The organism is Micromonospora sp. LOL_015, assembly GCF_048060275.1.
Taxonomy (GTDB): domain Bacteria; phylum Actinomycetota; class Actinomycetes; order Mycobacteriales; family Micromonosporaceae; genus Micromonospora_E.
Window position 1 is genome coordinate 1 of record NZ_JBHMIO010000011.1, and the last position, 25300, is coordinate 25300.

Annotated in this window: 22 protein-coding genes and 2 tRNA genes; 8 read left to right on the plus strand and 16 right to left on the minus strand. The window is 71.7% G+C overall.

Annotation, left to right across the window (positions count from 1 at the left end):
• Nucleotides 1–697: 697 nt before the first annotated feature.
• Genes ACFHWU_RS12050 through ACFHWU_RS12065 form a run of 4 tightly spaced genes read right to left on the minus strand, consistent with a single transcriptional unit; the run spans nt 698 to nt 3925 of the window.
• Entirely contained in the window at nt 698–970 is a 273-nt protein-coding gene (locus ACFHWU_RS12050; protein WP_416590582.1) for a hypothetical protein, read from the minus strand.
• A 45-nt stretch (nt 971–1015) separates the two neighbouring features.
• Nucleotides 1016–2143 carry a cystathionine gamma-lyase gene (locus tag ACFHWU_RS12055; RefSeq protein ID WP_416590583.1) on the minus strand — a complete coding sequence of 376 codons (1128 nt, stop codon included), beginning with the start codon at nt 2141–2143 and terminating at the stop codon, nt 1016–1018.
• Between the two features lie 40 nt (nt 2144–2183).
• Nucleotides 2184–3188: an NAD(P)H-dependent glycerol-3-phosphate dehydrogenase gene (locus tag ACFHWU_RS12060; RefSeq protein ID WP_278167744.1), complete on the minus strand. Its 1005-nt coding sequence runs from the start codon at nt 3186–3188 to the stop codon at nt 2184–2186.
• Entirely contained in the window at nt 3185–3925 is a 741-nt protein-coding gene (locus tag ACFHWU_RS12065; protein ID WP_416590584.1) for a lysophospholipid acyltransferase family protein, read from the minus strand. The genes ACFHWU_RS12060 and ACFHWU_RS12065 overlap by 4 nt, the downstream gene beginning before the upstream one ends.
• Nucleotides 3926–4073: 148 nt before the next feature.
• Here ACFHWU_RS12065 and cofC point away from each other — a divergent pair, with 148 nt between their 5' ends.
• The 5 genes from cofC (at nt 4074) to ACFHWU_RS12090 (ending at nt 10039) form a co-directional block, all read left to right on the plus strand.
• Entirely contained in the window at nt 4074–4772 is a 699-nt protein-coding gene (cofC, locus tag ACFHWU_RS12070) for a 2-phospho-L-lactate guanylyltransferase (protein ID WP_416590585.1), read from the plus strand.
• 1 nt (nt 4773) lies between these two features.
• Entirely contained in the window at nt 4774–4971 is a 198-nt protein-coding gene (locus ACFHWU_RS12075; RefSeq protein ID WP_123600457.1) for a cold-shock protein, read from the plus strand.
• A gap of 417 nt (nt 4972–5388) precedes the next feature.
• Entirely contained in the window at nt 5389–7542 is a 2154-nt protein-coding gene (locus ACFHWU_RS12080; RefSeq protein WP_416553789.1) for an RNA degradosome polyphosphate kinase, read from the plus strand.
• 83 nt (nt 7543–7625) lie between these two features.
• On the plus strand, nt 7626–9155 hold the full coding sequence (locus tag ACFHWU_RS12085; RefSeq protein ID WP_416590586.1) for a CHAD domain-containing protein: 1530 nt from the start codon (nt 7626–7628) through the stop codon (nt 9153–9155).
• Nucleotides 9143–10039 (plus strand): NUDIX domain-containing protein, encoded by an 897-nt coding sequence (locus ACFHWU_RS12090; protein ID WP_416553753.1) that lies wholly within the window; start codon nt 9143–9145, stop codon nt 10037–10039. The genes ACFHWU_RS12085 and ACFHWU_RS12090 overlap by 13 nt, the downstream gene beginning before the upstream one ends.
• Before the next feature lie 126 nt (nt 10040–10165).
• Here the strand turns inward: ACFHWU_RS12090 and ACFHWU_RS12095 are convergent, their stop codons facing one another.
• The 3 genes from ACFHWU_RS12095 to leuC all read right to left on the minus strand — a co-directional run bounded on the left by ACFHWU_RS12095 (nt 10166) and on the right by leuC (nt 13145).
• Nucleotides 10166–10825, minus strand: coding sequence for an HU family DNA-binding protein (locus ACFHWU_RS12095; protein ID WP_416553751.1), 660 nt, complete (start codon nt 10823–10825; stop codon nt 10166–10168).
• A gap of 237 nt (nt 10826–11062) precedes the next feature.
• Nucleotides 11063–11650, minus strand: coding sequence for a 3-isopropylmalate dehydratase small subunit (gene leuD, locus ACFHWU_RS12100; protein WP_416553749.1), 588 nt, complete (start codon nt 11648–11650; stop codon nt 11063–11065).
• A gap of 37 nt (nt 11651–11687) precedes the next feature.
• A complete protein-coding gene (gene leuC / locus ACFHWU_RS12105; protein ID WP_416553747.1) occupies nt 11688–13145 on the minus strand; it encodes a 3-isopropylmalate dehydratase large subunit in 1458 nt (485 codons plus the stop codon).
• 49 nt (nt 13146–13194) lie between these two features.
• On the opposite strand from leuC, the gene ACFHWU_RS12110 reads away from it, so the two are divergent.
• Nucleotides 13195–13881, plus strand: coding sequence for an IclR family transcriptional regulator (locus ACFHWU_RS12110; RefSeq protein ID WP_123600449.1), 687 nt, complete (start codon nt 13195–13197; stop codon nt 13879–13881).
• A gap of 169 nt (nt 13882–14050) precedes the next feature.
• Here ACFHWU_RS12110 and ACFHWU_RS12115 read toward each other — a convergent pair.
• The 3 genes from ACFHWU_RS12115 to ACFHWU_RS12125 form a co-directional block, all read right to left on the minus strand.
• Nucleotides 14051–14123, minus strand: a tRNA-Glu gene (locus tag ACFHWU_RS12115).
• A gap of 112 nt (nt 14124–14235) precedes the next feature.
• Nucleotides 14236–14310, minus strand: a tRNA-Gln gene (locus tag ACFHWU_RS12120).
• A gap of 78 nt (nt 14311–14388) precedes the next feature.
• On the minus strand, nt 14389–15192 hold the full coding sequence (locus ACFHWU_RS12125; RefSeq protein ID WP_416553745.1) for a fumarylacetoacetate hydrolase family protein: 804 nt from the start codon (nt 15190–15192) through the stop codon (nt 14389–14391).
• Nucleotides 15193–15373: 181 nt separating this feature from the next.
• On the opposite strand from ACFHWU_RS12125, the gene ACFHWU_RS12130 reads away from it, so the two are divergent.
• Nucleotides 15374–16567, plus strand: a complete 1194-nt coding sequence (locus ACFHWU_RS12130; protein ID WP_416553743.1) for a hypothetical protein — start codon at nt 15374–15376, stop codon at nt 16565–16567.
• Nucleotides 16568–16629: 62 nt separating this feature from the next.
• Here ACFHWU_RS12130 and ACFHWU_RS12135 read toward each other — a convergent pair whose 3' ends face one another.
• From ACFHWU_RS12135 to ACFHWU_RS12155, 5 genes are all read right to left on the minus strand, one after another.
• Nucleotides 16630–17223 (minus strand): helix-turn-helix domain-containing protein, encoded by a 594-nt coding sequence (locus tag ACFHWU_RS12135; RefSeq protein ID WP_416590587.1) that lies wholly within the window; start codon nt 17221–17223, stop codon nt 16630–16632.
• A 241-nt stretch (nt 17224–17464) separates the two neighbouring features.
• A complete protein-coding gene (locus ACFHWU_RS12140; RefSeq protein ID WP_416553739.1) occupies nt 17465–17716 on the minus strand; it encodes a helix-turn-helix domain-containing protein in 252 nt (83 codons plus the stop codon).
• Nucleotides 17717–18037: 321 nt separating this feature from the next.
• On the minus strand, nt 18038–18940 hold the full coding sequence (locus tag ACFHWU_RS12145) for a 3-methyladenine DNA glycosylase (protein WP_416590588.1): 903 nt from the start codon (nt 18938–18940) through the stop codon (nt 18038–18040).
• A gap of 51 nt (nt 18941–18991) precedes the next feature.
• Nucleotides 18992–19486 carry a hypothetical protein gene (locus tag ACFHWU_RS12150; protein ID WP_416553735.1) on the minus strand — a complete coding sequence of 165 codons (495 nt, stop codon included), beginning with the start codon at nt 19484–19486 and terminating at the stop codon, nt 18992–18994.
• Nucleotides 19483–22986, minus strand: coding sequence for a diguanylate cyclase (locus ACFHWU_RS12155; RefSeq protein WP_416590590.1), 3504 nt, complete (start codon nt 22984–22986; stop codon nt 19483–19485). The genes ACFHWU_RS12150 and ACFHWU_RS12155 overlap by 4 nt, the downstream gene beginning before the upstream one ends.
• Before the next feature lie 275 nt (nt 22987–23261).
• Between ACFHWU_RS12155 and ACFHWU_RS12160 the strand changes: the two genes are divergently transcribed.
• On the plus strand, nt 23262–24806 hold the full coding sequence (locus tag ACFHWU_RS12160; protein WP_416568600.1) for a S8 family serine peptidase: 1545 nt from the start codon (nt 23262–23264) through the stop codon (nt 24804–24806).
• 34 nt (nt 24807–24840) lie between these two features.
• Here ACFHWU_RS12160 and arfB read toward each other — a convergent pair whose 3' ends face one another.
• Nucleotides 24841–25269, minus strand: coding sequence for an alternative ribosome rescue aminoacyl-tRNA hydrolase ArfB (arfB, locus tag ACFHWU_RS12165; protein WP_123604400.1), 429 nt, complete (start codon nt 25267–25269; stop codon nt 24841–24843).
• Between the last annotated feature and the right edge of the window lie 31 nt (nt 25270–25300).

Here is a 25300-nt window from a genome sequence, read left to right on the forward strand (position 1 = left end):
CAGAGGGCACTTTCTACATCCGGGGTCCTGCCGGTCCAACCTTCATCGGTGGATCGAGGCTAAGACCGCCGTCAAGACTAGTCGCTTCAAATCCGCCCCTTCGCGCATGACACAATTGGCCTTCCTTGGAATCGGACAACTGACCCTACCAGGAATGATAACCGCTCGTCCCGACCACCGCGAACTCGCGGGCCAATCCAAAACCGGCAGCGTCGGCGGGTCCACTAAAAGGGACCCCTTGCAACTTTTCACTTCTGTCGAAGCTCCAGGATTCATATGCCGTCACGCTATAGCCACCAGAGGTCCCGACATTCCCATTGGCGTCCCGGGTAACCACGACGGAACCTCTCACCTGATACGTCATCTCGCGGGAGTACGAAAATCTTCTCGCCGGCCCCTGCCCCAGGCCAGCCATGAGCAGTAAATCGCCAACGTGCCGCCGCAGATGACTACCCCAAGCCCAGCGAGGAAGAAGAGGAGCGCCACAGTGCCGTCTGCGAACCTCGCGGCTTGCAGCAGAATAATTCCTATCCCCGGAAGGAGGTACATCAATCCGAGATCTCGGCGCTGAAAGCCAGCCAGCACTGGCACACCTCCGATAAGGAGGATAACGAAGCCCGCCCCGATGAGGCTGGTCCCCAGGAGCAGTGTGGCTACCACTAACAGGCTCGACATGACCGCACCTCTATCCCAGATTTCACCAGTACCGTACGTCCAACGCGTCCTTGAGCACTGACGCATCGAGGTCGAGCATCGGCATCCTCCATTCGAAGTGGGCCAGGTAGCGCAGCGGCGACGTCACGATCAGCCCGAACACGATGACGATTGGCAACACGAACCAGACCTGCGGCCAGATGAAGATGCAGGGCAACGCCACGGCCATCGACCGCAGAAACCAGACGCTCAGCCGGTAGACCGCCAGCCGCCGGTAGCCGGACGGCGGGCCTCCACTTGGCTCCTGCTCCGTCACCCGGATCCCGCTTCCCGTGCGCTGGCTCCCACGGGGCCGAGTCTGTCAGGTGGCGTCCAGGGTGGCGGTGATGTCGCGCACTAGGTCCACAGTGTCTTCGATGCCGCAGGAGAGCCGGACGAAGCCCGGTGACGTGTCGTCACCCCACTGGGCCCGCCGGTCGGCGGCCGTGTGCAGACCACCGAACGACGTGGCCGCCGACACCAGTTTCGACGCGGTCAGGAACCGGCCGACCCGGTCGGCGTCGTCCAGGTCGAACGACACGATCCCCGGGATGCGCCGCATCTGCGCCGCCGCGACCGCGTACGACGGATCGGTCGGCAGGCCGGGCCAGCGTACGCCGGTGACGTCACCACGCCCGACCAGCGCGGCGGCGACCGCTTCCGCGTTGGCTGACTGGCGGGCCAGCCGCAGGTCCAGGGTGGCCAGTGACCGGTGGGCGAGCCAGCAGTCGAACGGGCCCGGCACCGACCCGGTCAGCTTGCGCCACCGCTTCACATCAGCCAGCGCCGCCGCCGAGCGGGTCGCCAGGTAGCCGAGCAGCAGATCCGAGTGACCGGTCAGCGCCTTGGTGCCGGAGGCGACCACGATGTCCGCGCCCAGGTCCAGCGGCCGCTGCCCGAGCGGGGTCGGCGCACTGTTGTCGACCGCGACCAGCGCCCCGGCGTCGCGCGCCGCCGCCGCGAGCACGGCGACGTCGCAGACGTCCAGCCCCGGGTTGGCCGGGGTTTCCAGCAGCACCAGCCGCACCCCGGCGAAGTCCGGGTACGGCCCGACGGTCGGCATCAGCCGCACGGTGACGCCGATCGGCTCCAGCACCGTGGCGGCCAACGCCCGCACGGTGAAGTAGCCGTCGGCGGGCAGCAGCACCGTGTCGCCGGGCCGCAGCGTGGTCAGCAGCAGCGCGGTGATCGCCGCCTGGCCGCTGGCGAAGACGAGCGTGTCGCCGCCTTCCAGGTCACCGATGGCCGATTCGAGCGCCCGCCGGGTCGGGTTGTCCTCCCGGGCGTAGCCGTCGCGGTCCGGCGCCGGCCCGGTCACCGGGTCCAAGTGGTACGGGGCGGCGAACACCGGGCCGGGCAGGAACGGCTGGCCGGGGGTCGGCTCGGGCAGCCCGGCGGCAACGCACCGGGTGCCGTCGCCGTACCCCGGGTCGCGGGAAGTAGCGGTCATGGCCTTCATCCTGACCAACGCCGCCGGCCGGCGGCAGAGCCTATTCCGGTTTCGTGGCCCGCGTCATCAGCAGCGTCAACGCGGTACGCGGGTCCAGGCCCTCGTGGCAGATCCGTTCCACCTGCTCGGTGATCGGCATCTCCACCCCGTGCGCGCGGGCCAGGTCCCGGATCGACAGGCAGCTCTTCACCCCTTCGGCGGTCTGCCGGGTGGCGGCCTGCGCCTGTTCCAGGGTCTCCCCCCGGCCCAGGTGCTCGCCGAACGTCCGGTTGCGCGACAGCGGCGACGAGCAGGTGGCGACCAGGTCACCGAGGCCGGCCAGCCCGGAGAAGGTCAGCGGGTCGGCACCGAGCGCCACCCCCAGCCGGGCCGTCTCGGCCAGCCCCCGGGTGATCAGGGTGGCCTTGGTGTTGTCACCGAGGCGCATCGCGGTGGCGATGCCGTACGCCAGGGCGATCACGTTCTTCACCGCTCCGCCCAGCTCGCAGCCGATCACGTCGTCGTTGGTGTACGGCCGCAGGTAGCCGGTGAGCATCGCCTGCTGCACGGCGGCGGTGCGCGCGGTGTCGGTGCCGGCGACGACGCTGGCGGCCGGCTGCTCGGCGGCGATCTCGGCGGCCAGGTTGGGGCCGGAGACCACCACCACCCGGTCCGGGCCGACCCCGGTGGTCTCGACGATCACCTCGCTCATCCGCTTGGTGGTGCCGAGTTCGATCCCCTTCATCAGGCTGACCAGGGTCGCGTCGGGGCCGATGTGCGCGGCCCAGTCACCCAGGTTGCCGCGCAGCGTCTGCGACGGTACGGCGAGCACGACCAGCCCCGCGCCCTTGATCGCCTCGGCGGCGTCGCTGGTGGCGGTGACCCGGTCGGGCAGCCGCACCGCCGGCAGGTAGTCGGGGTTGGTGCCGTACTCGCGGATCGCGGCGGCGACCTGCTCGCGCCGGGCCCAGAGGACCACGTCGGCGCCGGCGTCGGCGAGCACCTTGGCGTACGCGGTCCCCCACGAGCCGGCGCCCAGGACGACGGCCCGGCCGGTCCCGGTCACTGTCCCGGCTCCGGAGTGCCGGTGGTCCGGCTGTTGCGGCGGGCGCTCGGGGTGTACAGCGGAGGGGCCTCGCCGCCCCGGATCTCGGCGACCATGTCCCGCAGTCGCAGCATCATGGTCTCGGTGATCTCCTCCAGCACCGCCCGGGTCGGCTCGACCCCGGCCCATCTACTCAGGTCGAAAGGTTCACCGGCGACGACGGTCACCTTCCGGCCGGGCAGCAGGTTCAGTTTCCCGGTCCGCGGGTCGTACATCTGCTGCGGACCCCACATCGCCACCGGCACGACCGGGGCGCCGGTGGTCAACGCCAGGCGGGCCGCGCCGGTCTTGCCGCGCATCGGCCACAGGTCCGGCTCGCGGGTGGTGGTCCCCTCCGGGTAGATCACCAACGCGCCGCCTTCGTCGACGCCGACGATCGCCGCCTCCAGCGACTTGATCGCGTCGACGCTGCCCCGGTGCACCGGGATCTGCTTCACCTTGAGCAGCCAGCGCCCGATGACCGGGATGGTGAACAGGCTGGCCTTGCCGAGGAACCGGGGCCAGCGGCCGGCCTCGTAGAGGAAGTGACCGATGACCATCGGGTCGGCGTGCGACATGTGGTTGGCGACGACGATCACCCCACCGGTGCCGGGGATGTGCTGCATCCCGGACCAGCTCCGCTTCGTCCACGCGAGCAGGGTCGGTTTGACCACCATCACGATGAAGCGTCGCCAGAAGCCCAGTTTCCGCCGCGCCACCCGATCCTCCTCGTCACCGCACCCTGGCCACCACCCTGGCCACCACCGGGTCACCGCACCCGACCGCCGTCTTGCCGACCGACGCAGCGAATCATGCCCTGTCCGACCCGGCCAGAGCCAATGCGAGCCCAGCCGGCAGGATGGAGCGGTGCGGAACGCGACCTGGTCGGTGGTGCTGCCGGTCAAGCGGCTCGCGGTGGCGAAGAGCCGGCTGCGGGGCGCGCTCGACGGCGTACCGCATGAGGAGCTGGCGCTGGCCCTGGCCCGCGACACCGTCGCCGCCGCGCTGGCCTGCCCGTTGGTCGCCGAGGTGGTGGTGGTCACCTCGGATCCGGCGGCCGACGCCGCGTTGGGCGCGCTCGGTGCCCGTACCGTCGCCGACCCGGAGCTCGCCGCCCCAGACCTCGGCGGCCCGGAGGTCGGCGCGCCGGAGGTGAGCGGGCTGAACGCGGCGGTGGCGCACGGGGCCGCGACGGTCGACGGCGGCCGGCCGGTCGCCGCGTTGACCGCTGACCTGCCGGCGTTGCGGCCGGCGGAGCTGGCCGCCGCCCTCGACACCGGAGGCGCTGCCGCCCGCTGGTTCGTCCCGGACGCCGCCGGCACCGGCACGGTGCTGCTGGCGGCCGCCGTCGGCACTGCGCTGCGGCCGGGCTTCGGTGCCGGATCGGCGGTACGGCATCAACGGTCGGGTGCCGTCCGGCGCGGCGGGGACTGGCCGACGCTGCGCCGCGACGTGGACACCGCCGCCGACCTCGCCGACGCGGCCCGGCTCGGCCTGGGTCGGTACACCGCCGCGCTGCACGCCAGCGGGTACCGTGCTGACATGCGACACAGGTCGGTGAGCTGAGATGCAGGGCACGGTGGCCACCTTCGATCCGGCGACCCGCAGCGGCACGGTGCTGCTCGACGACGGGGCGGAGCTGGCGTTCCCGGCGGCCGCGTTCGACGCTTCCGGGTTGCGGCTGCTGCGGCTGGGTCAGCGGGTACGCATCGAGCGTGACGAGTCCGGGCACGTTAACCGCGTCACGTTGCCCACATTCGGCTAGCTGGAGCCGGGCGAATTTATGCCAAGTTCACCGTGATCAGGTCATGATTACCGGGTGACGCCCGCCCCCTCCAGGCGCGCCGCCGCCCGTCCGCGCCGCGCAGCCGACCAGCCCACCGCTGACCAGCCCGCCGGCACCGACCAGTCTGCCGCCGACCAGCCCGCTGCCGACGACGGCGCGACCGCGACGCCCCGGCCGGCCCGCCGCCAGTCGTCGAACGGCACCGCCCGGAAACCGGCCGGCGGCACCGCCCGCAAATCGACGGCCGGCACCGCTCGCAGGTCCACGGCCAGCAGCGCCCGCAAGTCAGCAGGCGGCACCGCCCGCCGGCGGGCCAAGGCGGCACCGCAGGCAGCACCGGAGACCACCGAGCCGGCGCCGGAGGCGGAGTCCGCGACCGACGCGCCGGCCGCGCCGCTGCCGGTGCAGGCCCCCGACCCGGCCAACCCGGTGTCGGACACCGCCGAGCCGGCCGAGCCGGACGAGCCGGCCACGCTGGCCCGCCAGCCGCTGCCCGACGACCGGTTCCTCAACCGGGAGCTGTCCTGGCTCGATTTCAACGCCCGGGTGATCGAGCTGGCCGAGGACCCGCAGACGGCGCTGCTGGAGCGGGCCAAGTTCCTGGCCATCTTCGCCAGCAACCTCGACGAGTTCTTCATGGTCCGCATCGCCGGGCTGAAACGCCGGCTGCAGGCCGGGCTGCCGGTACGCGGCGGCGACCGGCTGCCGCTGCGTACCCAGTTGGAGCTGATCGCGGCGAAGACCGCCGGCCTGGTCGCCCGGCACGCCCGCTGCTTCACCGAGGAGGTCCGGCCCCGGCTGGCCGCCGAGGGCATCCACCTGATCCGGTGGAGCGATCTGAGCACCGGTGAGCGGGAAGGGCTGCGCACCTACTTCCGGGAGCACATCTTCCCGGTGCTGACCCCGCTGGCCGTCGACCCGGCGCACCCGTTTCCGTACATCTCCAGCCGGTCGTTGAACCTGGCCGTCGCGGTCCGTGACCCCGACGGCGGCCCGGAGCTGTTCGCCCGGATCAAGGTGCCGAACAACGTGCCCCGGTTCGTGGTGGTCAGCCAGGAAGGGCTGGGCGCCCGGTTCCTGCCGGTCGAGGATCTGATCGCCGCCCAGCTCGGCCAGCTGTTCTCCGGCATGCAGGTGGTGGAGTGCCACCTGTTCCGGGTGACCCGCAACGCCGACTTCGAAGTCGACGAGGACCGCGACGAGGATCTGCTGCAGTCGCTGGAGCGGGAGCTCGCCCAGCGCCGGTTCGGCCCGCCGGTTCGGCTGGAGGTGGCCGCCTCCATCTCCGACCACATGCTCGACCTGCTGGTCCGCGAGCTGGACATGGACAGCCACGACGTGCTGCGGGTGCCGGGGCTGCTGGACCTGTCCGCGTTGTGGCAGGTGTACGAGAGCTCCGACCGGTCGGACCTCAAGGACCGCCCGTTCGTGCCGGCCACCCACCCGCGGCTGGTCGAGGGCGAGGTGCCGCGCAGCGTCTTCGCCACCCTGCGCGACGGCGACATCCTGGTGCACCACCCGTACCACTCGTTCTCCACCAGCGTGCAGCGGTTCATCGAGCAGGCCGCGGCCGACCCGCTCGTCCTGGCGATCAAGCAGACGCTGTACCGCACCAGCGGCGACTCGCCGATCGTCGACGCGCTGATCGAGGCGGCCGCCGCCGGCAAGCAGGTGGTGGTGCTGGTCGAGGTGAAGGCCCGGTTCGACGAACAGGCCAACATCGGCTGGGCGCGGATGCTGGAACGGGCCGGCTGCCACGTCGTGTACGGCCTGGTCGGGCTGAAGACCCACTGCAAGACCGCCCTGGTGGTACGCCAGGAGGGCAACCAGATCCGCCGCTACTGCCACATCGGCACCGGCAACTACCACCCGAAGACGGCCAGGCTGTACGAGGACTTCGGCATGCTGACCGCCGACCCGGAGGTCGGCGCCGACCTGACCGACCTGTTCAACGTGTTGACCGGCTACAGCCGGCAGACCGCGTACCGGCGGCTGCTGGTCGCCCCGCACGGGGTGCGCAGCGGGCTGATCGAGCGGATCGGGCGGGAGGTCGCCCACGTCCGCGAGGGCCGGGGCGGGCTGGTCCAGATCAAGGTGAACTCGCTGGTCGACGAGGAGCTGGTGGACGCGCTGTACCGGGCGTCGCAGGCCGGCGTACAGGTGGATCTGCTGATCCGGGGGATGTGCACGCTGCGGCCCGGGGTGCCGGGGCTGTCGGACAACATCCGGGTCCGGTCGATCCTCGGCCGGTTCCTGGAGCATTCCCGGGTGTTCCGGTTCGGCAACGACGGCGACGTGGAGTTCTGGATCGGCTCCTCCGACCTGATGCACCGCAACCTGGACCGCCGGGTGGAGGCGCTGGTGCAGGTGACCGACCCGGTGGCCCGCGCCGAGCTGGACCAGCTGATGAGCGACGCGTTCAGCCCGGACTGCGAGTCGTTCGAGCTGCACCCGGACGGCACCTGGAGCCGGCACCGGTCGACCGACGAGCGGCCGCTGGTGCATCTGCAGGAGCGGCTGCTCCGGCGGTTCATCGGCACCGGCAAATAGCTCCTGCTGTCACCGGCGGTCGGCGGGCCGGCGGCGCCCTGTCGACAGCGGCGACCTCGGGCGGGCGGCGCTAGGCTGGCCCGATGGTGGAGGAGGAACGCAAGTACGAGGTCGAGCCGGGTTTCACCGTGCCGGACCTGTCCGGCTGTCTGCCGGACGGTGGCCGGCTGGTGCAGCAGCCGGCGGCGAAGCTGACCGCCACCTACTACGACACCCCGGATCTGCGGCTGGCCCGCGCCGGGGTGTCGCTGCGCCACCGGGTGGGCGACTCGAAGCCGTGGACGGTGAAGCTACCCGCCGACGCGCCCGGCGTACGGCACGAGATCAGCCGGTCCGGTAAGCGCGGCAAGCCGCCGGCCGAGCTGGTGTGGCTGGTCACCGCGTACTCGCGGGGGGTGGAGCTGACGCCGGCCGCGACGGTGCGCACGGTACGCACGGTGCTGGAGTTGCGCGACGCCGACGACGCGCTGCTGGTGGAGGTGGCCGACGACGCGGTGTCGGTGTTGGACGGCAAGACGATTCGGTCGCGGTTCCGTGAGGTGGAGGTCGAGCTGAAGGCCGCCAACCGGTCGCTGCTGGACCAGGTCGAGGCCGAATTGGTCGCGGCGGGGGCGATTGCCGGCGGGTTCACCCCGAAGCACGTACGGGCGTTGGGTGCGGCCGCCGCCGGTCCGGCGGAGCTGCCGGCGGTCGAGGACCTGCCGGACGGGCCGACCGCCGCCGATGTGGTCACCCGGGCGGTCCGCGACGGCGTCGCCCGGATCCTGGCGCACGACCCGCTGGTGCGGCTGCACGCCCCGGTCGGCGACGACGACACCGCCGTGCACCAGATGCGGGTGGGTTGCCGGCGGCTGCGCAGCGACCTGCGGACCTTCCGGGCGTTGGTGGACCGCGAGTGGGCGGGTGCGCTGCGCGACGAGCTGAAGTGGATCGCCGGGGTGCTCGGCGGTGCCCGCGACGCCGAGGTGCTGCGGGACCGGTTGCGGCGTACCGCCGGGGCGGACCCGGTGGCGCCGCTACCGTCGGCGGCGGTCGAGCTGATCGACGCGACGCTCGCCGACCGGCAGGCGGCGGCACTGGCCGAGGTGGACGCGACGCTGCGCTCCGACCGGTACGTTGCCCTGGTGGAGATGCTGGTGCAGGCGGCCCGGGAGCCGCGACTGACCCCGGCGGCGGCCGGCCCGGCGGCCGAGGTGCTGCCTCGCCTGGTGGCCAAGCCGTGGCGCCGGTTGGCGTTCGGCGGCAGCGGTGTGGACGGTGCCGCCGATCTGACCCTGGACGCATCCGACGAGCGCTGGCACGCGGTGCGAATCAACGGCAAGAAGGCCCGGTACGCGGTGGACGCGGTGGCGCCGGTGATCGGCGGTGGCGCGGCGAAGCTGGCGAAGGCGTTGTCGAAGGTGCAGAACCTGCTCGGTGAGCACCAGGACGCGGCGGTGGCCGCCGAGACCTGGCAGGAGGTGCTGGCCGAGCACCCGGACGACCACGAGTTGGCGGTGACCGTCGGCCGGCTGGTCGAGCGGGAGCGGGCCGCGATCCGTGCGGCGCGGGCGGAGTTCGCCACCGCCTGGGAGCGGGCGGCGGCGGGGCAGCGGACGAAGTGGCTGCCGTGACCGAGGTCCGGGCCGCCGGCGGGGTGGTGTGGCGCACCGACGACAGCGGGGCGGTGCAGGTGTGTCTGGTGCACCGGCCCCGGCACGACGACTGGTCGCTGCCGAAGGGCAAACTGGAGCCGGCGGAGCGTCCGTTGGTGGCGGCGGTCCGGGAGGTCGGTGAGGAGACCGGGATCCGGGCGGTGCCGCAGGTGCGGCTACCGTCGATCCGTTACACCATGCCGGACGGCAACCTGAAGGTGGTCGACTACTGGTCGATGCGGGCGGTGGAGGCGTCGTCCGAGCCGGTGCCGGTTGACGCCGCCGACGAGGTCGACGAGCTGTGCTGGCTGCCGTTGGCGCAGGCGCGGCAGCGGTTGACGTACCGGCACGACGTCGGGGTGCTGCACGGGTTCGCGCAGCTGCCGCCGGTGACCGCGACGCTCACCCTGGTGCGGCACGCGCACGCCGGCAGCCGGGACACCTGGCCGGGTCCGGACAGTGCCCGCCCGTTGGACACCGCCGGGCTGCGGCAGGCGCAGGCGTTGGCGGCGTTGCTGGTGCTGACCGGGCCGTGTCGGGTGCTGTCGGCGTCGCCCCGGCGGTGTGTGCAGACGGTCGCCCCGCTGGCGCAGGCGCTGGATCTGCCGGTCGAAGTGGAGTCGGTGTTCGACGAGCCGGCCGCCGGCCAGCAGCCGGACGAGAACGCGTTGGCGGCGGCGGGCCGGCTGAGCGAGTTGGCGGCGGCCGGTACGCCGGCAGCGGTGTGCAGTCAGGGCAAGGTGATCCCGGCCGCGTTGACGGTGCTGACCCGGCGGTCGGCGGCGGATCACCGTACCGCGAAGGGCGGCGGCTGGTTGTTGTCGTTCGCCGGGGAGCGGCTGGTCGGCGCGGACCGGCTCTAGCGGGGCCGATTGCGGCGGCCCAGCGGACCGGGTCAGCGGCCCTGTCGCATATACGAAGGCGCCCACCGCCGTACCGGCGGTGGGCGCCTTCGCGCTGGTGGTGTCCGGCCGGTGTGGCCGGACGGCTCAGCGGGTGGTTTTACGGGCGGCGGGCTTGCGGGCCGGGGCCTTCTTCGCCGGCGACTTCTTCGCCGCCGTCGACTTGGCTCCGGTCGACTTGGCCGCCGCCGACTTGGCCGCGGTGGACCGAGTCGCGGTGGTCTTCCTGACCGTGGACTTCTTGGCCGGCGCGGCCGCCGCGGACCGGGTGGTCTTGGCGGCGGCGGTCTTCTTCGCCGTACCGCCGGCCGCCCGCTTCGCCGGCGCCTTGGTGGCGGTCGACTTGGCGGCCGTGCCGGTGGACTTCGCCGCGCCACGGGCGGTGCTCCTGGCCGCCGTGGACTTGGCTGCGGTGGCCTTCGTCGCCGTGGACTTCGCCGCGGTCGACTTGGCCGCGGTGGCCTTCGGTGCCTTGCCGCTGGCCACCATGTCCTTGAAGCCCGCGCCGGGCCGGAAGACCGGCACCGAGGTCTTCTTGACCTTCACCGACTCGCCGGTACGCGGGTTGCGCGCTGTTCGAGCCGCGCGGACGCGCTTCTCGAACACCCCGAAGCCGGTGATACCCACCCGGTCGCCCTTGGTGACCGCCGACTGAACCTCGGCCAAGACGGCGTCGAGCGCCGTCGTCGCCGTCTTGCGGTCTCCCAGGCGAGCAGCGAGCGCATCGATGAGCTCTGCCTTGTTCACGAGTTCCCTCCCGTATGTGCAACTGGACTCAACGAGCCATTCTGCGCGCACGGTATGCCCTGTACCGGCAGGACACAAACATCTGCCGGAAAAAAGTCCTTGTGTCGTAACGGATTCGCCCCCAACCGGTGGCCGGAGCCGACCGGTTGGTATAGCCGGACGGTTGGTGGGCCACCGGATGGGGGCGGAATCGGCGTCGGGAACCCCGTTGGGAAGAGACCGGTTCGGCGTTGTGCGCTATGCCACGACCGGCTTGAACGACAACCGACCGCGCTCGTACTCGGTGATGGCCGACTCGTGACGCAGGGTCAGTCCAATGTCATCCAATCCCTCCATCAGCCGCCACCGGCTGAAGTCGTCGATCGGGAACGACCAGCCGGAGGCACCGGCCCTGACCTCCCGGCTGGCCAGGTCGACGGTCACCTCGGCGGCCGGATCGGCCTCGACCAGCGACCACAATTCCTCAATGGCGGGCATTCCCAGCTCGACCGGCAGCAGCCCTTCCTTGAGCGCGTTGCCGCGGAAGATGTCACCGAAGCGGGGGGACAGCACGGCCCGGAAGCCCCAGTCCCGCAGCGCCCACACCGCGTGTTCACGCGATGACCCGGTGCCGAACTCGGGGCCAGCGACGAGAATGGATGCCCCGGAATACGAAGGATTGTTCAGAACGAATCCCGGATCCTCGCGCCAGGCATTGAACAGACCGTCGGCGAAGCCGGTCCGGGTCACCCGCTTGAGGTACACCGCCGGGATGATCTGATCGGTATCTACATTAGAACGGCGCAGCGGGACGGCGGTCCCGGTGTGCACGGTGAACTTGTCCATGTCGTGATCCCGTCTCGTGGTGCGTGTCCAGCGGCGGTCAGTTGAGGTCCGCCGGCGCGGCCAGCCGGCCCACCACGGCGGTGGCGGCGGCGACCGGCGGCGACACCAGGTGGGTACGCCCGCCCCGGCCCTGCCGGCCCTCGAAGTTGCGGTTGGAGGTGGAGGCCGAGCGCTCCCCCGGTTTGAGCGTGTCCGGGTTCATGCCCAGGCACATCGAGCAGCCGGCGAACCGCCACTCGGCACCGGCGTCGGCGAAGACCTTGTCCAGCCCTTCGTTCTCGGCCGCCTCCCGTACCTTGGCCGATCCGGGCACCACGAGCATCCGTACCCCGTCGGCGACCTTGCGCCCGCGCAGCACATCGGCGGCGACCCGCAGGTCCTCCAGCCGACCATTGGTGCAGGAGCCGACGAAGACCACGTCGACCGGCACGTCGCGCAGCGCGGTGCCCGGCCGCAGGTCCATGTATTCCAGCGCCCGGCGGGCGGCGACCCGCTCCGCGTCGGTGTCGAACTGCTCCGGGTCGGGCACGGCGGCGCTCAGCGCGGCGCCCTGCCCGGGGTTGGTGCCCCAGGTCACGAACGGCGTGATCTCGCTGGCGTCCAGGATCACCTCGGCGTCGAACGTCGCCCCCTCGTCGGTGGCCAGACTGGACCAGTAGGCCACGGCGGCGTCCCAGTCGGCGCCCTGCGGCGCGTTCGACCGGCCCCTGAGGTACGCGAAGGTGGTCTCGTCCGGCGCCACCATGCCCGCCTTGGCACCCCACTCGATGGACATGTTCGCCACCGTCATCCGGCCCTCCATGGAGAGCCGGCGGATCGCCTCGCCCCGGTACTCCACCACGTAGCCGCGACCACCGCCGGTGCCGACCTTGGTGATCAGCGCCAGCACCAGGTCCTTGGCGGTGACCCCCGGGCCGAGTTCGCCGGTGACGGTGACCGCCATCGTCTTCGGCCGGGACTGCGGCAGCGTCTGGGTGGCCAGCACGTGCTCGACCTCGCTGGTGCCGATGCCGAAGGCGAGCGCGCCGAACGCGCCGTGGGTCGCGGTGTGCGAGTCGCCACAGACGATCGTCATGCCGGGCTGGGTCAGGCCCAGCTGCGGGCCGATGACGTGCACGATGCCCTGGTTGTCGTCGCCCAGGGCGTGCAGCCTGATGCCGAACTCGGCGCAGTTGCGGCGCAGCGTCTCGATCTGGGTACGCGATGTCGGGTCGCTGATGGTCAGCAGGTCCCCGCGCCGGCCGTTGAACGCCGGGTCGGCGTACCCGGTCGGGGTGTTGTGATCCTCGGTGGCGAGGGTCAGATCGGTCCGGCGCACCGGCCGGCCGGCCAGCCGCAGCCCGTCGAAGGCCTGCGGGCTGGTGACCTCGTGCAGCAGGTGCAGATCGATGTAGAGCAGGTCCGGCTCGCCCGCGGCGGATCGCACCACGTGCGCGTCCCAGACCTTCTCGGCCAGGGTCCTGGGCGATGTCTGCTTCGAAGTGGCTCCCACCATCTGGACATCCTAAATTCTGGGAGGTATGTTTCGGCTTGTGGGACACAGTATGAGCGGTGTCGGCGTTCTCGACAAGGCGGTGGTGATCCTCGCGGCCTGCGTGGACGGCGCCAGCCTCGCCGAACTCGTCGACCGGACCAAGCTGCCCCGGGCCACTGCGCACCGGTTGGCACAGGCCCTGGAGATCCACCGGATGCTGGTCCGGGACACCCAGGGGCGGTGGCGGCCCGGCCCCCGGTTGGGTGAGCTGGCCAACGCCGCGCCCGACGTGTTGCTGACCGCCGCCGAGCCGCTGCTGGCCGCGCTGCGCGACGCCACCGGCGAGAGCGCCCAACTCTACCTGCGCCGGGCCGACGAGCGGATCTGCGTCGCCGCCGCCGAGCGGGCCAGTGGCCTGCGCGACACGGTGCCGGTCGGCTCGGTGCTGCCGATGACCGCCGGGTCCGCCGCCCAGATCCTGCTGGCCTGGGAGCCACCCGAGGCCGTCATGCCGCTACTGCCCCGCTGCAAGTTCACCGGCCGTACGCTCGCCGAGGTGCGCCGACGTGGCTGGGCGCAGAGCGTCGCCGAGCGGGAGGCCGGGGTGGCCAGTGTCTCCGCGCCGATCCGGGACCGCACCGGCCGGGTGATCGCCTCGGTCAGCGTCTCCGGGCCGATCGAGCGGCTCGGCCGCCGGCCGGGTGAGCGGCACGCCATGGCCGTGGTCCGCGCCGGCCAACGGCTCTCCGGGCTCTGAGCCCGCATTGATTCCGCACCCCGCCGTGCTCTGATCAAGCCCTGATCTCCGGGTAACTCTGCGCAGCCCAGGCCGTTTCGGGCATTATAGGCAGCGGCGACCGGGCGGCGGGGTAGCCGGACAGGGCCGACGAAAAGGCGCCCCCCGTAGGAGGGCGCCTTGAGCGCTGTAGCCCCGACCGGATTCGAACCGGCGCTACCGCCTTGAGAGGGCGGCGTCCTGGGCCGCTAGACGACGGGGCCAGAACTATCCTGGTACAAACTGCCGTTTCGTGCTGCTGTGTCCTGTTGGACACGGTGCCGAACTCTAACAGAGACCAGCACCCCGACGCCATCTGGAGCCTTCCGGCATCGGTGGCTGGGGTACCAGGACTCGAACCTAGACTAACTGAACCAGAATCAGTCGGGCTGCCAATTACCCCATACCCCATCGGTGCTCGCCGCACCGGGACAGAACTCTACCTGACCCCATGGTGCGCGCCAAATCGGGATACCGCAGCGGTTTGCCTCAGTCCGCCGCGACCACCGGGTTGGCCAGCTCACCGATGCCCTCGATCCGGACCGACACCGTGTCGCCGGCGGTCAGCTCGCTCACCCCGGCCGGCGTCCCGGTCAGGATCACGTCACCGGGCAGCAGCGTCATCACGTGTGACACGTACGACACCAGCGTCGGCACGTCGAAGACCATCTGCTTGGTCCGGCCCAGCTGCCGTACGTCCATCTCGTCCGGCTTCGGACCCACCTCGCAGCGGACCTCCAGGTCGGTGACGTCCAGCCCGGTGACGATCCACGGGCCGATCGGGCAGAACGAGTCGAAGCCCTTCGCCCTGGTCCACTGGCCGTCCGACCGCTGCAGGTCGCGGGCGGTGACATCGTTGGCGCAGGTGTAGCCGAAGATGGCCCGCTCGGCGGCGGCCCGGTCGGCGCGCCGGGCACCGGGCGGTCCGATCACCACGGCGAGCTCCGCCTCGTGCTCCACCTGCCGGGACTGGGCGGGCAGTCGGATCGCGTCCCGTGGACCGATCACCGACGTCGACGGCTTGAGGAACAGTAACGGCTCGGCCGGCACCTCGGCACCGTGCTCGGCGGCGTGGTCGGCGTAGTTGCGCCCGACGCACACCACCTTGCTGGGCAGGATCGGCGACAGCAGCCGGACGTCGGCCAGCGCCCAACGCTGCGACGTGAAGGTCAGCCTGCCGAACGGGTGGCCGTCGACCTCGGCGACGGTCAACGCCTCGGGGCCGGCTCCCGGCTCCCCCTCGACGACTCCGAACGACATTCCCTTGCCATGGGCGAAACGAGCGATACGCACCCGGTCAATGTATCGCCCTGCGCCCGCGCCGCCCCGGCGGTCACGGCGAAGGGCGACAACGGTCACTGCGAGAAGTGGAAATCTAGCACCGGTCACCGGATCAGGTGGCGGAACCGCGCTTCGCCGGCCGGACGGCCGGTGCCGGCCTACCGTTCGGGTCAGGGGCAGAGACGAGATGGTGATGTCATGGTGGCGACGTGCGCTGCGGGCCGGTCTGTTCGGCGCCGTTCTGGTGGTCGGCGGGGGGATCCTGGCACCGGGCGCGGCACCGGCACGGGCCGAGGGGGCTGCTTCGGCACGGGCCGAGAGGCAGGAACTGGTCGCGGTGACGATCAACGAGATCGGGCAGAGCGCGGCGACCTACCGGGTCGAGGCGGTCAACCGTACGGTGTCACCGGTCGACGTCACCCTGCGGATGGCCGTACCGACGATGACCTCGGTGGCCACCGTCGGCGCCGCCGGCCGGGTCGATGCCTCGGAGATCACCTGGCAGTTGAGCCTGCCGGCGAACAGCGGGCAGACGGTCACCGCGTCGTTCCGGCCGGGCGGTGCCGGCACCGCGCAGACCTTCCCGGTCTGCGCGTACCAGCGGGACACCGCGCTGCCGTACGACTGCGCGAGCGCCCGGTGGACCCCGACGGCCGGCATCGAGGCGGCGGACTCGGCCTGGTGGCAGCGCCCGTCGATGCCGCTGATCGGCGGGCTGACGGCACTCGTCGTGGTGGCGATGCTTGGGTACGGGTGGCGCCGCCGGCTGCGGGAGCGCCGGGTCGACCGACGCCGGGTCGTCACCCCGGCCGGGCGGCGGGTGCGGTTGCCGGCGGCGGTGCCGGCCGCCCCTAAGCGCAGCTGGCGCCCGGCGACGCCGCTGGTGTTCGGCCTGCTGCTGGCGATGCTGACCGGGCTGGCGGTGGCGGCGGTACGCGTGGCGAGCTACGGCAGCGAGGTGCTGGACCGGGCCAACCAGCCGCCCAGTGGGTGGATCGGTGCGCCACCGGCTGGCGGATTCGGGGTGCTGCTGACCGAGGCCGCCTTCGAGTTCACCGTCTTCCGGATGGCCTGCGCGCCGGCTGATGGGCAGGGGCAGGATCGGCGGTGTGTCGCCACGGTCGGGCTGCGCAACCGCAGCGACACCGAACAGTTCTGGTACGGGCCGTTGCAGCGGGCGTATCTGCCGACCGGTGACTGGGTCGGGGTGGACGAGGCGGCGACCCGGCAGGAGAACGGCGGCCGGGACGTCTTCGCCGAGCCGGTGCCGCCCGGGGGCCGGATGCTGGTCCCGCTGGCCTTCACGGTCAGCGGCGACCTGGTCCCGGACCGGTTGGAGCTGCGCAGCGGCGCGTTCTCTGCCGGGGTCGCCGTACGGTGGATCTGACGGTCGGCTCCCGGCTGCCCGGCCTGACGGGGTTACGGGGTGAACTCGACAGGCGAGTCAGGTCAGGACAACCCGAGCGGGTGCATGCCGACCAGCATCGCGAACCGGTGCCCACCGGTGGTGGTGCCGTCACGGGGGACGCCGGCCTGCTCGAACCGCCGCATCAGGGCCTGCAGCTCGTGGCGGAACTCGGCGATCCGGTCTACGGGGATCTCGGCGACCCCCCGGCTGAGCATCATCCGGACCGGGTCGGGCGCCTCACTGCTACCGGAGATGGTGCCGGCGTTGAGTCCGGCCTCGATCTCGTCCTTGATCTGGTCGAGCAGGGTGGCCACCACCTCGTGCACCGAGCTGGGTTCCTCGCCGGAGCGGCGGTGGAAGGTCAAGTTGAGCTGGCCGGCACCGTACTGCTTCTCGATAATGCCATTGACCACCCGGGTGTCCCGGATGTGCAGCAGTTGGTGCTGTTCCAGCTGGTTGATGTGGTAGTAGATCTTGGTGGGCGCGACGCCCACGATGTTTGCCAGCTCCTTGGCGGTCCAGGTCCGCTCGGGCTCGGACATGGCGAGCTCCAGCACCCGCATCCGGATGGGGTCGGCGAGCGCCTTGAGGGTAGCCACGTCCTCGATCACCCGGCTGGCCATCAGCTCAGTCACCGCAGACCTCCAGTCAACCAACGTTTCACGGTTGATTCTACCCCGACGATTGACTTCCGTCCGTCGCTCAGCTTATTTTGAACGTGCTTCCCGTTCGACCCGCCGTCGCCGGCCCGGTTCGCTGGCGCAATGTCGTCGCCGGACCGGTCAGCCGGCGGGAAGTCCCAGCGCAACGCCAACTGCGTGGCCTGGAAGTACCGCTCCGCCCGGCCCTGGTCGGTCCGCTGGTTGACCACCCGGATCATCCCCTCCTGGGCAGCACCCGCAGGTGGTAGTGCATCAGGCTGAACGTGATGCCCAGCTGGTGGGCCAGCTGGCGGGCGGACAGCGCCCGGTCCGGCTCGGCGGTGAGCACCGCGAGCACCCGCAACCGGATCGGATCGGCGACGGCACGCAGCTGATTGACGCCGTCGAGCACCCGTACCGCCGGGGTCGGCGGGCCGGTACCGCCGGGCGGTCGCGCGGAACCCGGTTGCCGTGGCACACTGGACACAGCCCCCGACGTTCCCTGACGGTCGGGGGCTGCACCGTCCGTGCGCCGGGCACCGTCCGTGCGCCAGGCACCGTCTGCCCGCTTCCGCCACCGCGAACCGCAGCGCCCGCGTCCCGTAGTCCGCCAACATCGCGCACCTCCTTGTCGACCCGGGAGCCGTTGCTGGGCCACTCCTTGACTTCTACCTGACGTTCTATCTTGCTTCTGCGCTTGAGATTAATTGAACGTATAGGTCCGGTCAACCATTGGAGCTGACTGAATTAAGGCAGCGGTCAGCAGGCGGCCACGATTGGCACATGAAGTTGATGCGAAGTCGGAATGTCAGCTCAGCTGATCCGACTGGCCAAACCCATCGAATCGGGCGATACACCGCAACAGGCGGTCCCGCAGTACCGCGGCCCGCTCGGCGAAGTCCCGCTGCATCGTCGCGTACTCGGCCCGACCCGCCGCGGTCTCGATCCGCACCGGCGGATAGCCCAGCTCCCGCAGGTCGTACGGACTGGCCCGCATGTCCAGGTCCCGGATGTCACGGGTTAACTCGAAGCAGTCCACCACCAGTTCGCCGGGGACCAGCGGACTCAACCGAAAGGACCACTTGTACAGATCCATGTTGGCATGCAGGCAGCCCGGTTGTTCGAAGTCGGCCTGGTTGGAGCGCTGCGGGGAAAGCAGGTTCAGTGGCCGGGCCGCTGGCGTGAAGAATCGGTACGCGTCGAAATGGCTGCACCGAATCCGCTGGCCGTCGACGAACTCGGCGAGGCCGGCCGGACTCATCCGCAGCGGCCACCGGTGGTGGCGGACCTCGTCGGCGGGCTGCCGGTAGACCATCGCCCACTCGTGCAGGCCGAAGCAGCCCAGGTGCGCCGGCCGGTTCGCGGTACGGGCCAGCAGGTCCCGTACCCAGGTGACGAACTCGCCGCGCCGGGCCAGTAGCCCGGCGGTGTCCAGGGTGACCGCCACCCCGTCGCCGCTCGGAACCGTCCGGTAGTCCCGGCCCCACTGCGCCGGCTCGGTGTCGGCGAGTCGCACCCCCGACCCCGGATGCCAGCGACGCAGCTGCGCCGGCCGGTACGCGTAGTAGGTGAACAGGAAGTCGGCGACCGGATGCGACTCGCCCCGGCGGCGGCGCTCCAGGTGCCCGCCCACCAGCCGGTCGACACGCTCGGCGTGCGCGTCGCGGCGCCGGGTCCAGGTAACCCGGTCGAGCAGGGTGTCGGTCACCACCCGACCAGCGTAGGCCGACCCGGGAAGGCCGACCCGCCAGGGCCGGCCCGGTCAGTCTCCGTCGGCTGGCTCCCCGTCGGCCCGCCCGCCGGACCGCAGTACCGCGTCCGGCCGGCAGAGCACGCTCACCCGGTAGGACAGCCCCAGGTTGGACCAGATCTCACCGCGCAGGGACAGGCAGATCCCGACGCCGGGTTCGCCGTCGGGGTGCTCGAAGAAATCCACCGTCGGCGCGGCGAGCGCGCCGACCAGTCCCTGGGTCTGCCGGGCGGTGGCGGCGACCTGCACCAGCCCGCCGGTCACCTGGATTTCCACGTCGTCCAAAGCGTCGACCGCGTACCAGTGGGTGTCCGGCAGGAACAGCTGCACGTCCACGCCGCGGCGGGTGTAGTCGGGGCCGGCCAGGCCGGTGTCGTCCGCCGGGCGGTCACCGAGCCACGCGGTGCCGGCATAGTCGGTACGCAGCCGCTGCGCCTCGGAACGCCACTCGGTGACCAGGGTGTCGAGACGGGGTTGGGCGGCAAGGTGGACAGCTGCTTCGATCACCCCCGGGACCCTAGCACCGCGGCCGGGTCCCGGGGTCCCTCCGGTGCGCAGTCCAGTGCCTGGTCGACGACCAGGTCCAGCGGGGTGGCCGCGCCCGTGTACCAGGCGGCGTCGAACGCGTCACCGGTCAATGCGCGCCGCGCCGCGTCGAGGGCGGCGTCCCGCCGCTGCTGCACCGCCACCGGTGCGACCAGGCCGAACCGGTAGCGCAACGAGTCGACCGCAGCGAGGATCCGTACCGCCAGGGCCGGATCCTCGTCGACGGTCACCTCGGCCACCGTCTCCAACGAGGTGGACAGGTCCGCCCGGTCGCCCAGCTCGAACCGCCGTTCCAGGGCCGCGACGAACAACCGCAGCGCGGCCGGCCGGTCCCCGCCGGCCAGCTCGCACTGCCCGAGATGGTGCAGTGCGACCGCCTCGCCGAACAGGTCCCCCAGCCCGGTGGCCAGGTCGAGCGCTTCCCGGGCGACGGCGGCCGCGCCGGTTGGGTCCGGCCGGGCCAGCAGGATCTCGGCCAGACAGGTCAACCCGAGCAGTACGCCGCGGCTGTTGCCGGCTTCCCGCTCCAGCGCCAGGCACTGGTTGATGTGCCAGTCGGCGTCGGCGATGTCGCCGGCCCGCAGACAGACCTTGGCGAGGTTGCCGAGCGCGATCGCCATGCCGGGCTTCGCCCCAAGCTCGCGCCACACCTCCAGGCCGTACCGGAAGTGTTCGCCGGCCTCGTCGTAGCGGCCGGCGAGCATCGCCGCGACGCCGAGAATGTTGCGGGCCTGCGCGGCGCCCTCGGCGTCGCCGGCCCGTTCGGTGAGGCGCAGACACTCGCCGCCGAGTCGGGCGGCGGTGGCGGTGTCGTCCTGGGTGGCGGCCAGTACCGCCGCCGGATAGAGCAGTTGGCGGCGGTGCTCCACGGCCAACCCGGCGGGGGCGGAGAGCAGCCGGTCGAGCCACTGTCGGCCGTCACGGATCTGGTTTCCGTTGCGCCAGTACCGCCACAACCCGAGGCAGAGCCGAGTCGCGGTGGCCAGGTCGTCGGCAGCGAGCGCGTACTCCAGCGCGTCCCGCAGGTCCGGGTATTCCTGGTCGAGCTCGTCGGCCCAGCGGCTCTGCTCCGGCCCGACCATCCCGCCGGCCGCCCGGTCCGCCAGCCCGGCGCAGTACGCCAGATGGTTTCGCAGCTGCCGGGACCGCTGCCCGGTGGTGCACAGCTGGCGGGCCTGGGCCTGGATGGTGTTCAGCATCGCGTACCGGCGGGTGCCGGACCGCCCGGTCACCGCCACCACGAGGCTCTTGCGGACCAGCGCCTCCAACGCTTCGGCGACCCGGTCGACGGCCGCAGACCCCGCCGTGGCCGCAGACCCCGCCACGGCGACCGGCTCCAGCCCGGCGACGGTGGCCACGGCAGCTGCCGTCGGCTCGGCGGTGAAGACAGCCGCAGCGGTGAAGACGTCCCGTTGTGCCGGCTCCAGCAGGCCGAAACTCCAGTCGACGGTGCCGTGCAGGGTCCGCTGGCGGGCCGGCCGGTCGCGTGGCCCGGGGCCGAGCGGGTCCAGGTGCGGGCCGAGCCGCTCCAGCAGTGCCGCCGGGCTCAACTGGTCGGTACGCGCGGCGGCCAGCTCGATCGCCAGCGGCAGGCCGTCCAACCGCCGGCACAGCTCGGCCACCGCCGGCAGGGCGTCGGCGGTCAGCCTGAAGTCCGCGTCGGCCGCCCGGGCGAGCTGGTCGAACAGGGCGATCGCCGGATGCTGCGCCACCACGCGGGCGGCGGCCGACGCCCCGCGCGGCAGGTCGTCGAGGCGGGGCAGCGGCAGCGGCGGCACCCGGTAGACCTGTTCGCCGTAGATTCCCAACGGCTCCCGGCTGGTGGCCAGTACCCGAACGCGCCCAGCGGCGGTCAGCAGCTGGCCCAACGGCGGACCGGCGGCCAACGCCTGCTCCAGGTTGTCCAGCACCAGCAGCAACTCGGTGTCCGCGGTGTGGTCGACCACCGCGTCCAGCACCGCCTGCCCGGCACGCACCGGCACGTCCAGCGCGGCGGCGACTGCGGTGAGCACCTCCGTCGCGGTGCGGCAGGCGGCCAGCGCCACGAAGCACACCCCGTCGTCGAACCGAGCCGCGAGACCGGCGGCCACCGACAGCGACAGCCGGGTCTTGCCGATCCCACCGGCCCCGACGAGCGTGACCAGCCGGCTGGTCGCCAGCAGCGCGTCGATCCGGGCGACCTCGCGGTCCCGGCCGATCAGCGGGGTCAGCGGGGCGGGCAGCCGCACCCGCCGCCGGGGCCGGCCAAGGAGGTCCGGGCTCAACGTCCAGCCGCCGGTGCCGGAACCGACCAGACCACGACGGCTACGCACCCGGTCGAGTTCCCGGTCGGCGGCGGCCGGCAGCCCGCCGGTCTGCCGGACGAACCAGTTCACCAGGGTCCGGCTGGGTTCGCCGCGCAGCGCGGTCCGCAACCAGATCCGGGTCGTTGCCGGCGACCACGGGGTCAGCTCGATCTGCTCCAGCTCTGGCAGGTGCACTCCACCCGGACCGACACCGGGCAGCGGACCGGGACCGGTCACCGTGACCGGTTCGCCGGCACCGACGGGTCCGGGCGGCCCGGCCGGCCGGGCCGTTTCGGTGCTGGCCTGCACCAGCCCGAGCACGGCGGGTAGCAGACTCGGGCGGGACCAGACGCGCAGCAACTGTGGGACCCGGTCGACGGCGGCGAGGTCGGCGATCAGCAGAACCTGGTCGGCGAAGACCGGCAGCGGCAGCGGCTCCGGCTCGGGTGACACCGTGACCACGGCGAACCCGCGCAACGCGGCCAGCCGGGCGGTCTCGGCGAGGAAACGGGTGTGCCCGGCACCGCGCTGCCCGTGGACACGGGCCGAGCCACGGCCGGTCACCTGCAGCCGGGTCAGGAACTCGTGGGTTCGGCGCAGCGCCTCGTCGCGTTCCCACAGCCGGGATCCGGTGTCGTCGGCGATCTCCACGTCGTCGGCGACCGCGCTGTCGCGCCCTCGCCGTTTGGCGAGGTAGTTGCGTCGGTCGGCGTGGTCCAGCAGGTGCTCGGCGGTGGTGCCGTCCGCGGGGGCGGTCGCCACCCCGAGACTGACCGTCAGATGCAGCGGCGGGTCGCCGGAGAACTCGGTGTTGCGGATCCGTTCGGTCAGCCGCAGGGCGAGCCGGACCGCCTCGGTGAGTCCGGTCTGCGGCAGTACGACGACGAACTCGTCGCCGCCGTACCGGAACAGTACGTCCTGCGGCCGGCAGGTGGCGCGTACCCGCTCGGCGAGCTGGCGGAGCACCCGGTCGCCACGCAGGTGGCCGTAGACGTCGTTGACGGTCTTGAAGAAGTCGACGTCGAACAGGAACACCCCACAGGGGTGCCCCGCCCGGCTCAACTGGCGTCTGAGGAATGGCTCAAGGGATGCGCGCTGACGGGCTCCCGTGACCGGATCGGTCGCCGCCACGTCGTACGTCTCACCGCCCTCGTCACCACCGGCGTACCGGGTCACCGGACCCGCCTGCCGCGACCTGGTGGGCCGACGGGCGTGTCGGCATGGTTAACGGGTGCCCTCTGTGTACGGCACCACCGAGTTGGATGCTATCCGTCAGTCACCGGGCATGGGAGTCCACCGGCCCGACGCACGTCCTGCACGATAGGAGGATGTTCGTTCCCACCTGAGAGGTTTCTGCTACGTAACATGTCCACCGTGGTGCCGGGACACGTCCCTATCGGATGGACTTACCGGTAGCCATGATCTAGTTATTCGTCAGGAGGATCGCACCGGTGCCGACGATAAGCGCTGTACGCGAACAGCGCGGATACCGAAAACAGATCGCTGTACTGTCGACGGTCGTGATGCTCGCCGCCACCGTGGCCGGCGGGCCGGCGGCGCGGCCGGCCGGCGCACCGGACGCTGTACCGGCCGGGGGCTTCGCCAGCCTGTGGAACGGCTCCCCCGGCATTGGCCAGGGCACCTCGCTGGCCGACGTGCGCAGCATCGTCGGTGCGAACACCCCTGCGACGGCGGCGCTGGACGGCACCGGGATCGGCATTGCGATGATCGACACCGGGGTGGTACCGGTCCCCGGCCTGCCGGGGAACCGGCTGGTCAACGGCCCGGACCTGTCCTTCGAGTCCCAGGCGACAAATCTGCGCTGGCTCGACACCTACGGGCACGGCACCCACCTCGCCGGCGTACTGATCGGCGACGATCCGACCAGCGGCGCGCGCGGGCTGGCGCCGAAGGCGAGCCTGACCTCGGTCAAGGTCGGTACGGCCAACGGCGCGGTCGACGTCTCACAGGTCATCGCGGCGATCGACTGGGTCGTCGCCAACCGCAACCACGACCCCACCCATCCGATCCGGATACTGAACCTGGCGTACGGCTCCGCCGGCAACCCGGCCTTCTGGACCGATCCGCTGCACTTCGCCGTCGAACAGGCGTGGCACGCCGGAATCGTGGTCGTGGCGGCCGCCGGCAACGACGGCAACGGGTTCGGTCGGCTGGACAATCCGGCGACCAACCCGTACGTCATCACGGTCGGCGCCAGTCTGACCAAGGGCACGCTGACCACCGCCGACGACGAACTCGCGCCGTTCACCAACCTGGCCACGGCCGGCCGGCAACTGGATTTGCTGGCCCCCGGCGAATCGGTGCTGTCGCTGCGCAACCCGGGCTCCAACATCGACAACCACTACCCCGGCGCCCGGGTCGGCAGCACCCTGTTCCGGGGCAGCGGCACCTCGCAGGCGGTCGCGGTCACCTCGGCCGTCGCCGCGCTGCTGCTGCAGGCCAAGCCGTGGCTCACCGCCGACGAGGTCAAACAGTTACTGATGGAAAGCGGTACCTTCCTGCCCACCGGCGGAGGCGCGAACCTCGGCCTACGCAGCATCAACCTGAACGCGGCACTGACCTACACCCCGGTGTGGCAGCCGCAGCAGTGGACCAGGTCCGACGGACACGGCCCGATCGACGCGTCCCGGGGCACCAGCAGAGTGGCCCGCAACAACGTGACGCTGCAGGGCGAGCAGAGCATCTTCGGCCCGTTCAGCAGCCCGGCCTGGGCCAGCCGGTCCGCGGCCCGGACCGCCTGGACCGGCGGCGTCTGGCTGGGTCACCGGATGGCCGCAGACGGCTGGACCGGCACCTCCTGGGCCAGTCGCACCTGGGGTGACGCGGTCTGGACCTCGCCGTCCTGGGACGGCTCCGGGTCTTGGGTGGACCCGGCCTGGTCGAGCCACTTCTGGTCCACCGGATCGTGGACGCCGGGCGACTGGGACTCGCACTTCTGGTCCACCGACAGCTGGGCCAACGCCTGCTGGTGCTGACCGGGCCGAACAGCTGACCGGGCCGCGTACCGGGTCAGTCAGGATCGCCGCGGCGCAGACGCTTCGTCTGCGCCCGGCGTTTCTTGTCGCTGATCCGCCGTTCCTTCGCCGCCCGGGACGGCCGGGTCGGCCGACGCGGCGGCGCCGGCGGCGCGATCGCCTCCCGCAGCAGTGCGGACAACCGGTCCCGGGCCGCGGCCCGGTTCGCCAACTGGTTGCGGTGCTCGCTGGCGGTGACCGTCAACACCCCGCCGACCAACCGATTGGCCAGCCGCTGCACCGCCCGCTGGCGCAGCCACGGCGGCAGCGCGGTCGAGCCGGCGACGTCGAACGACAGCTCGACCCGCGAGTCCGCCGTATTGACGCCCTGGCCGCCGGGTCCGGACGAACGGGAGAACCGCTCGGTCAACTCGCCCGCCGGGATCACCACCGAGTCGGTGACCCGCATCTCGCCTGCCGCCATCATCCGACAGTACCGCTGCCGTCGGCGCCGA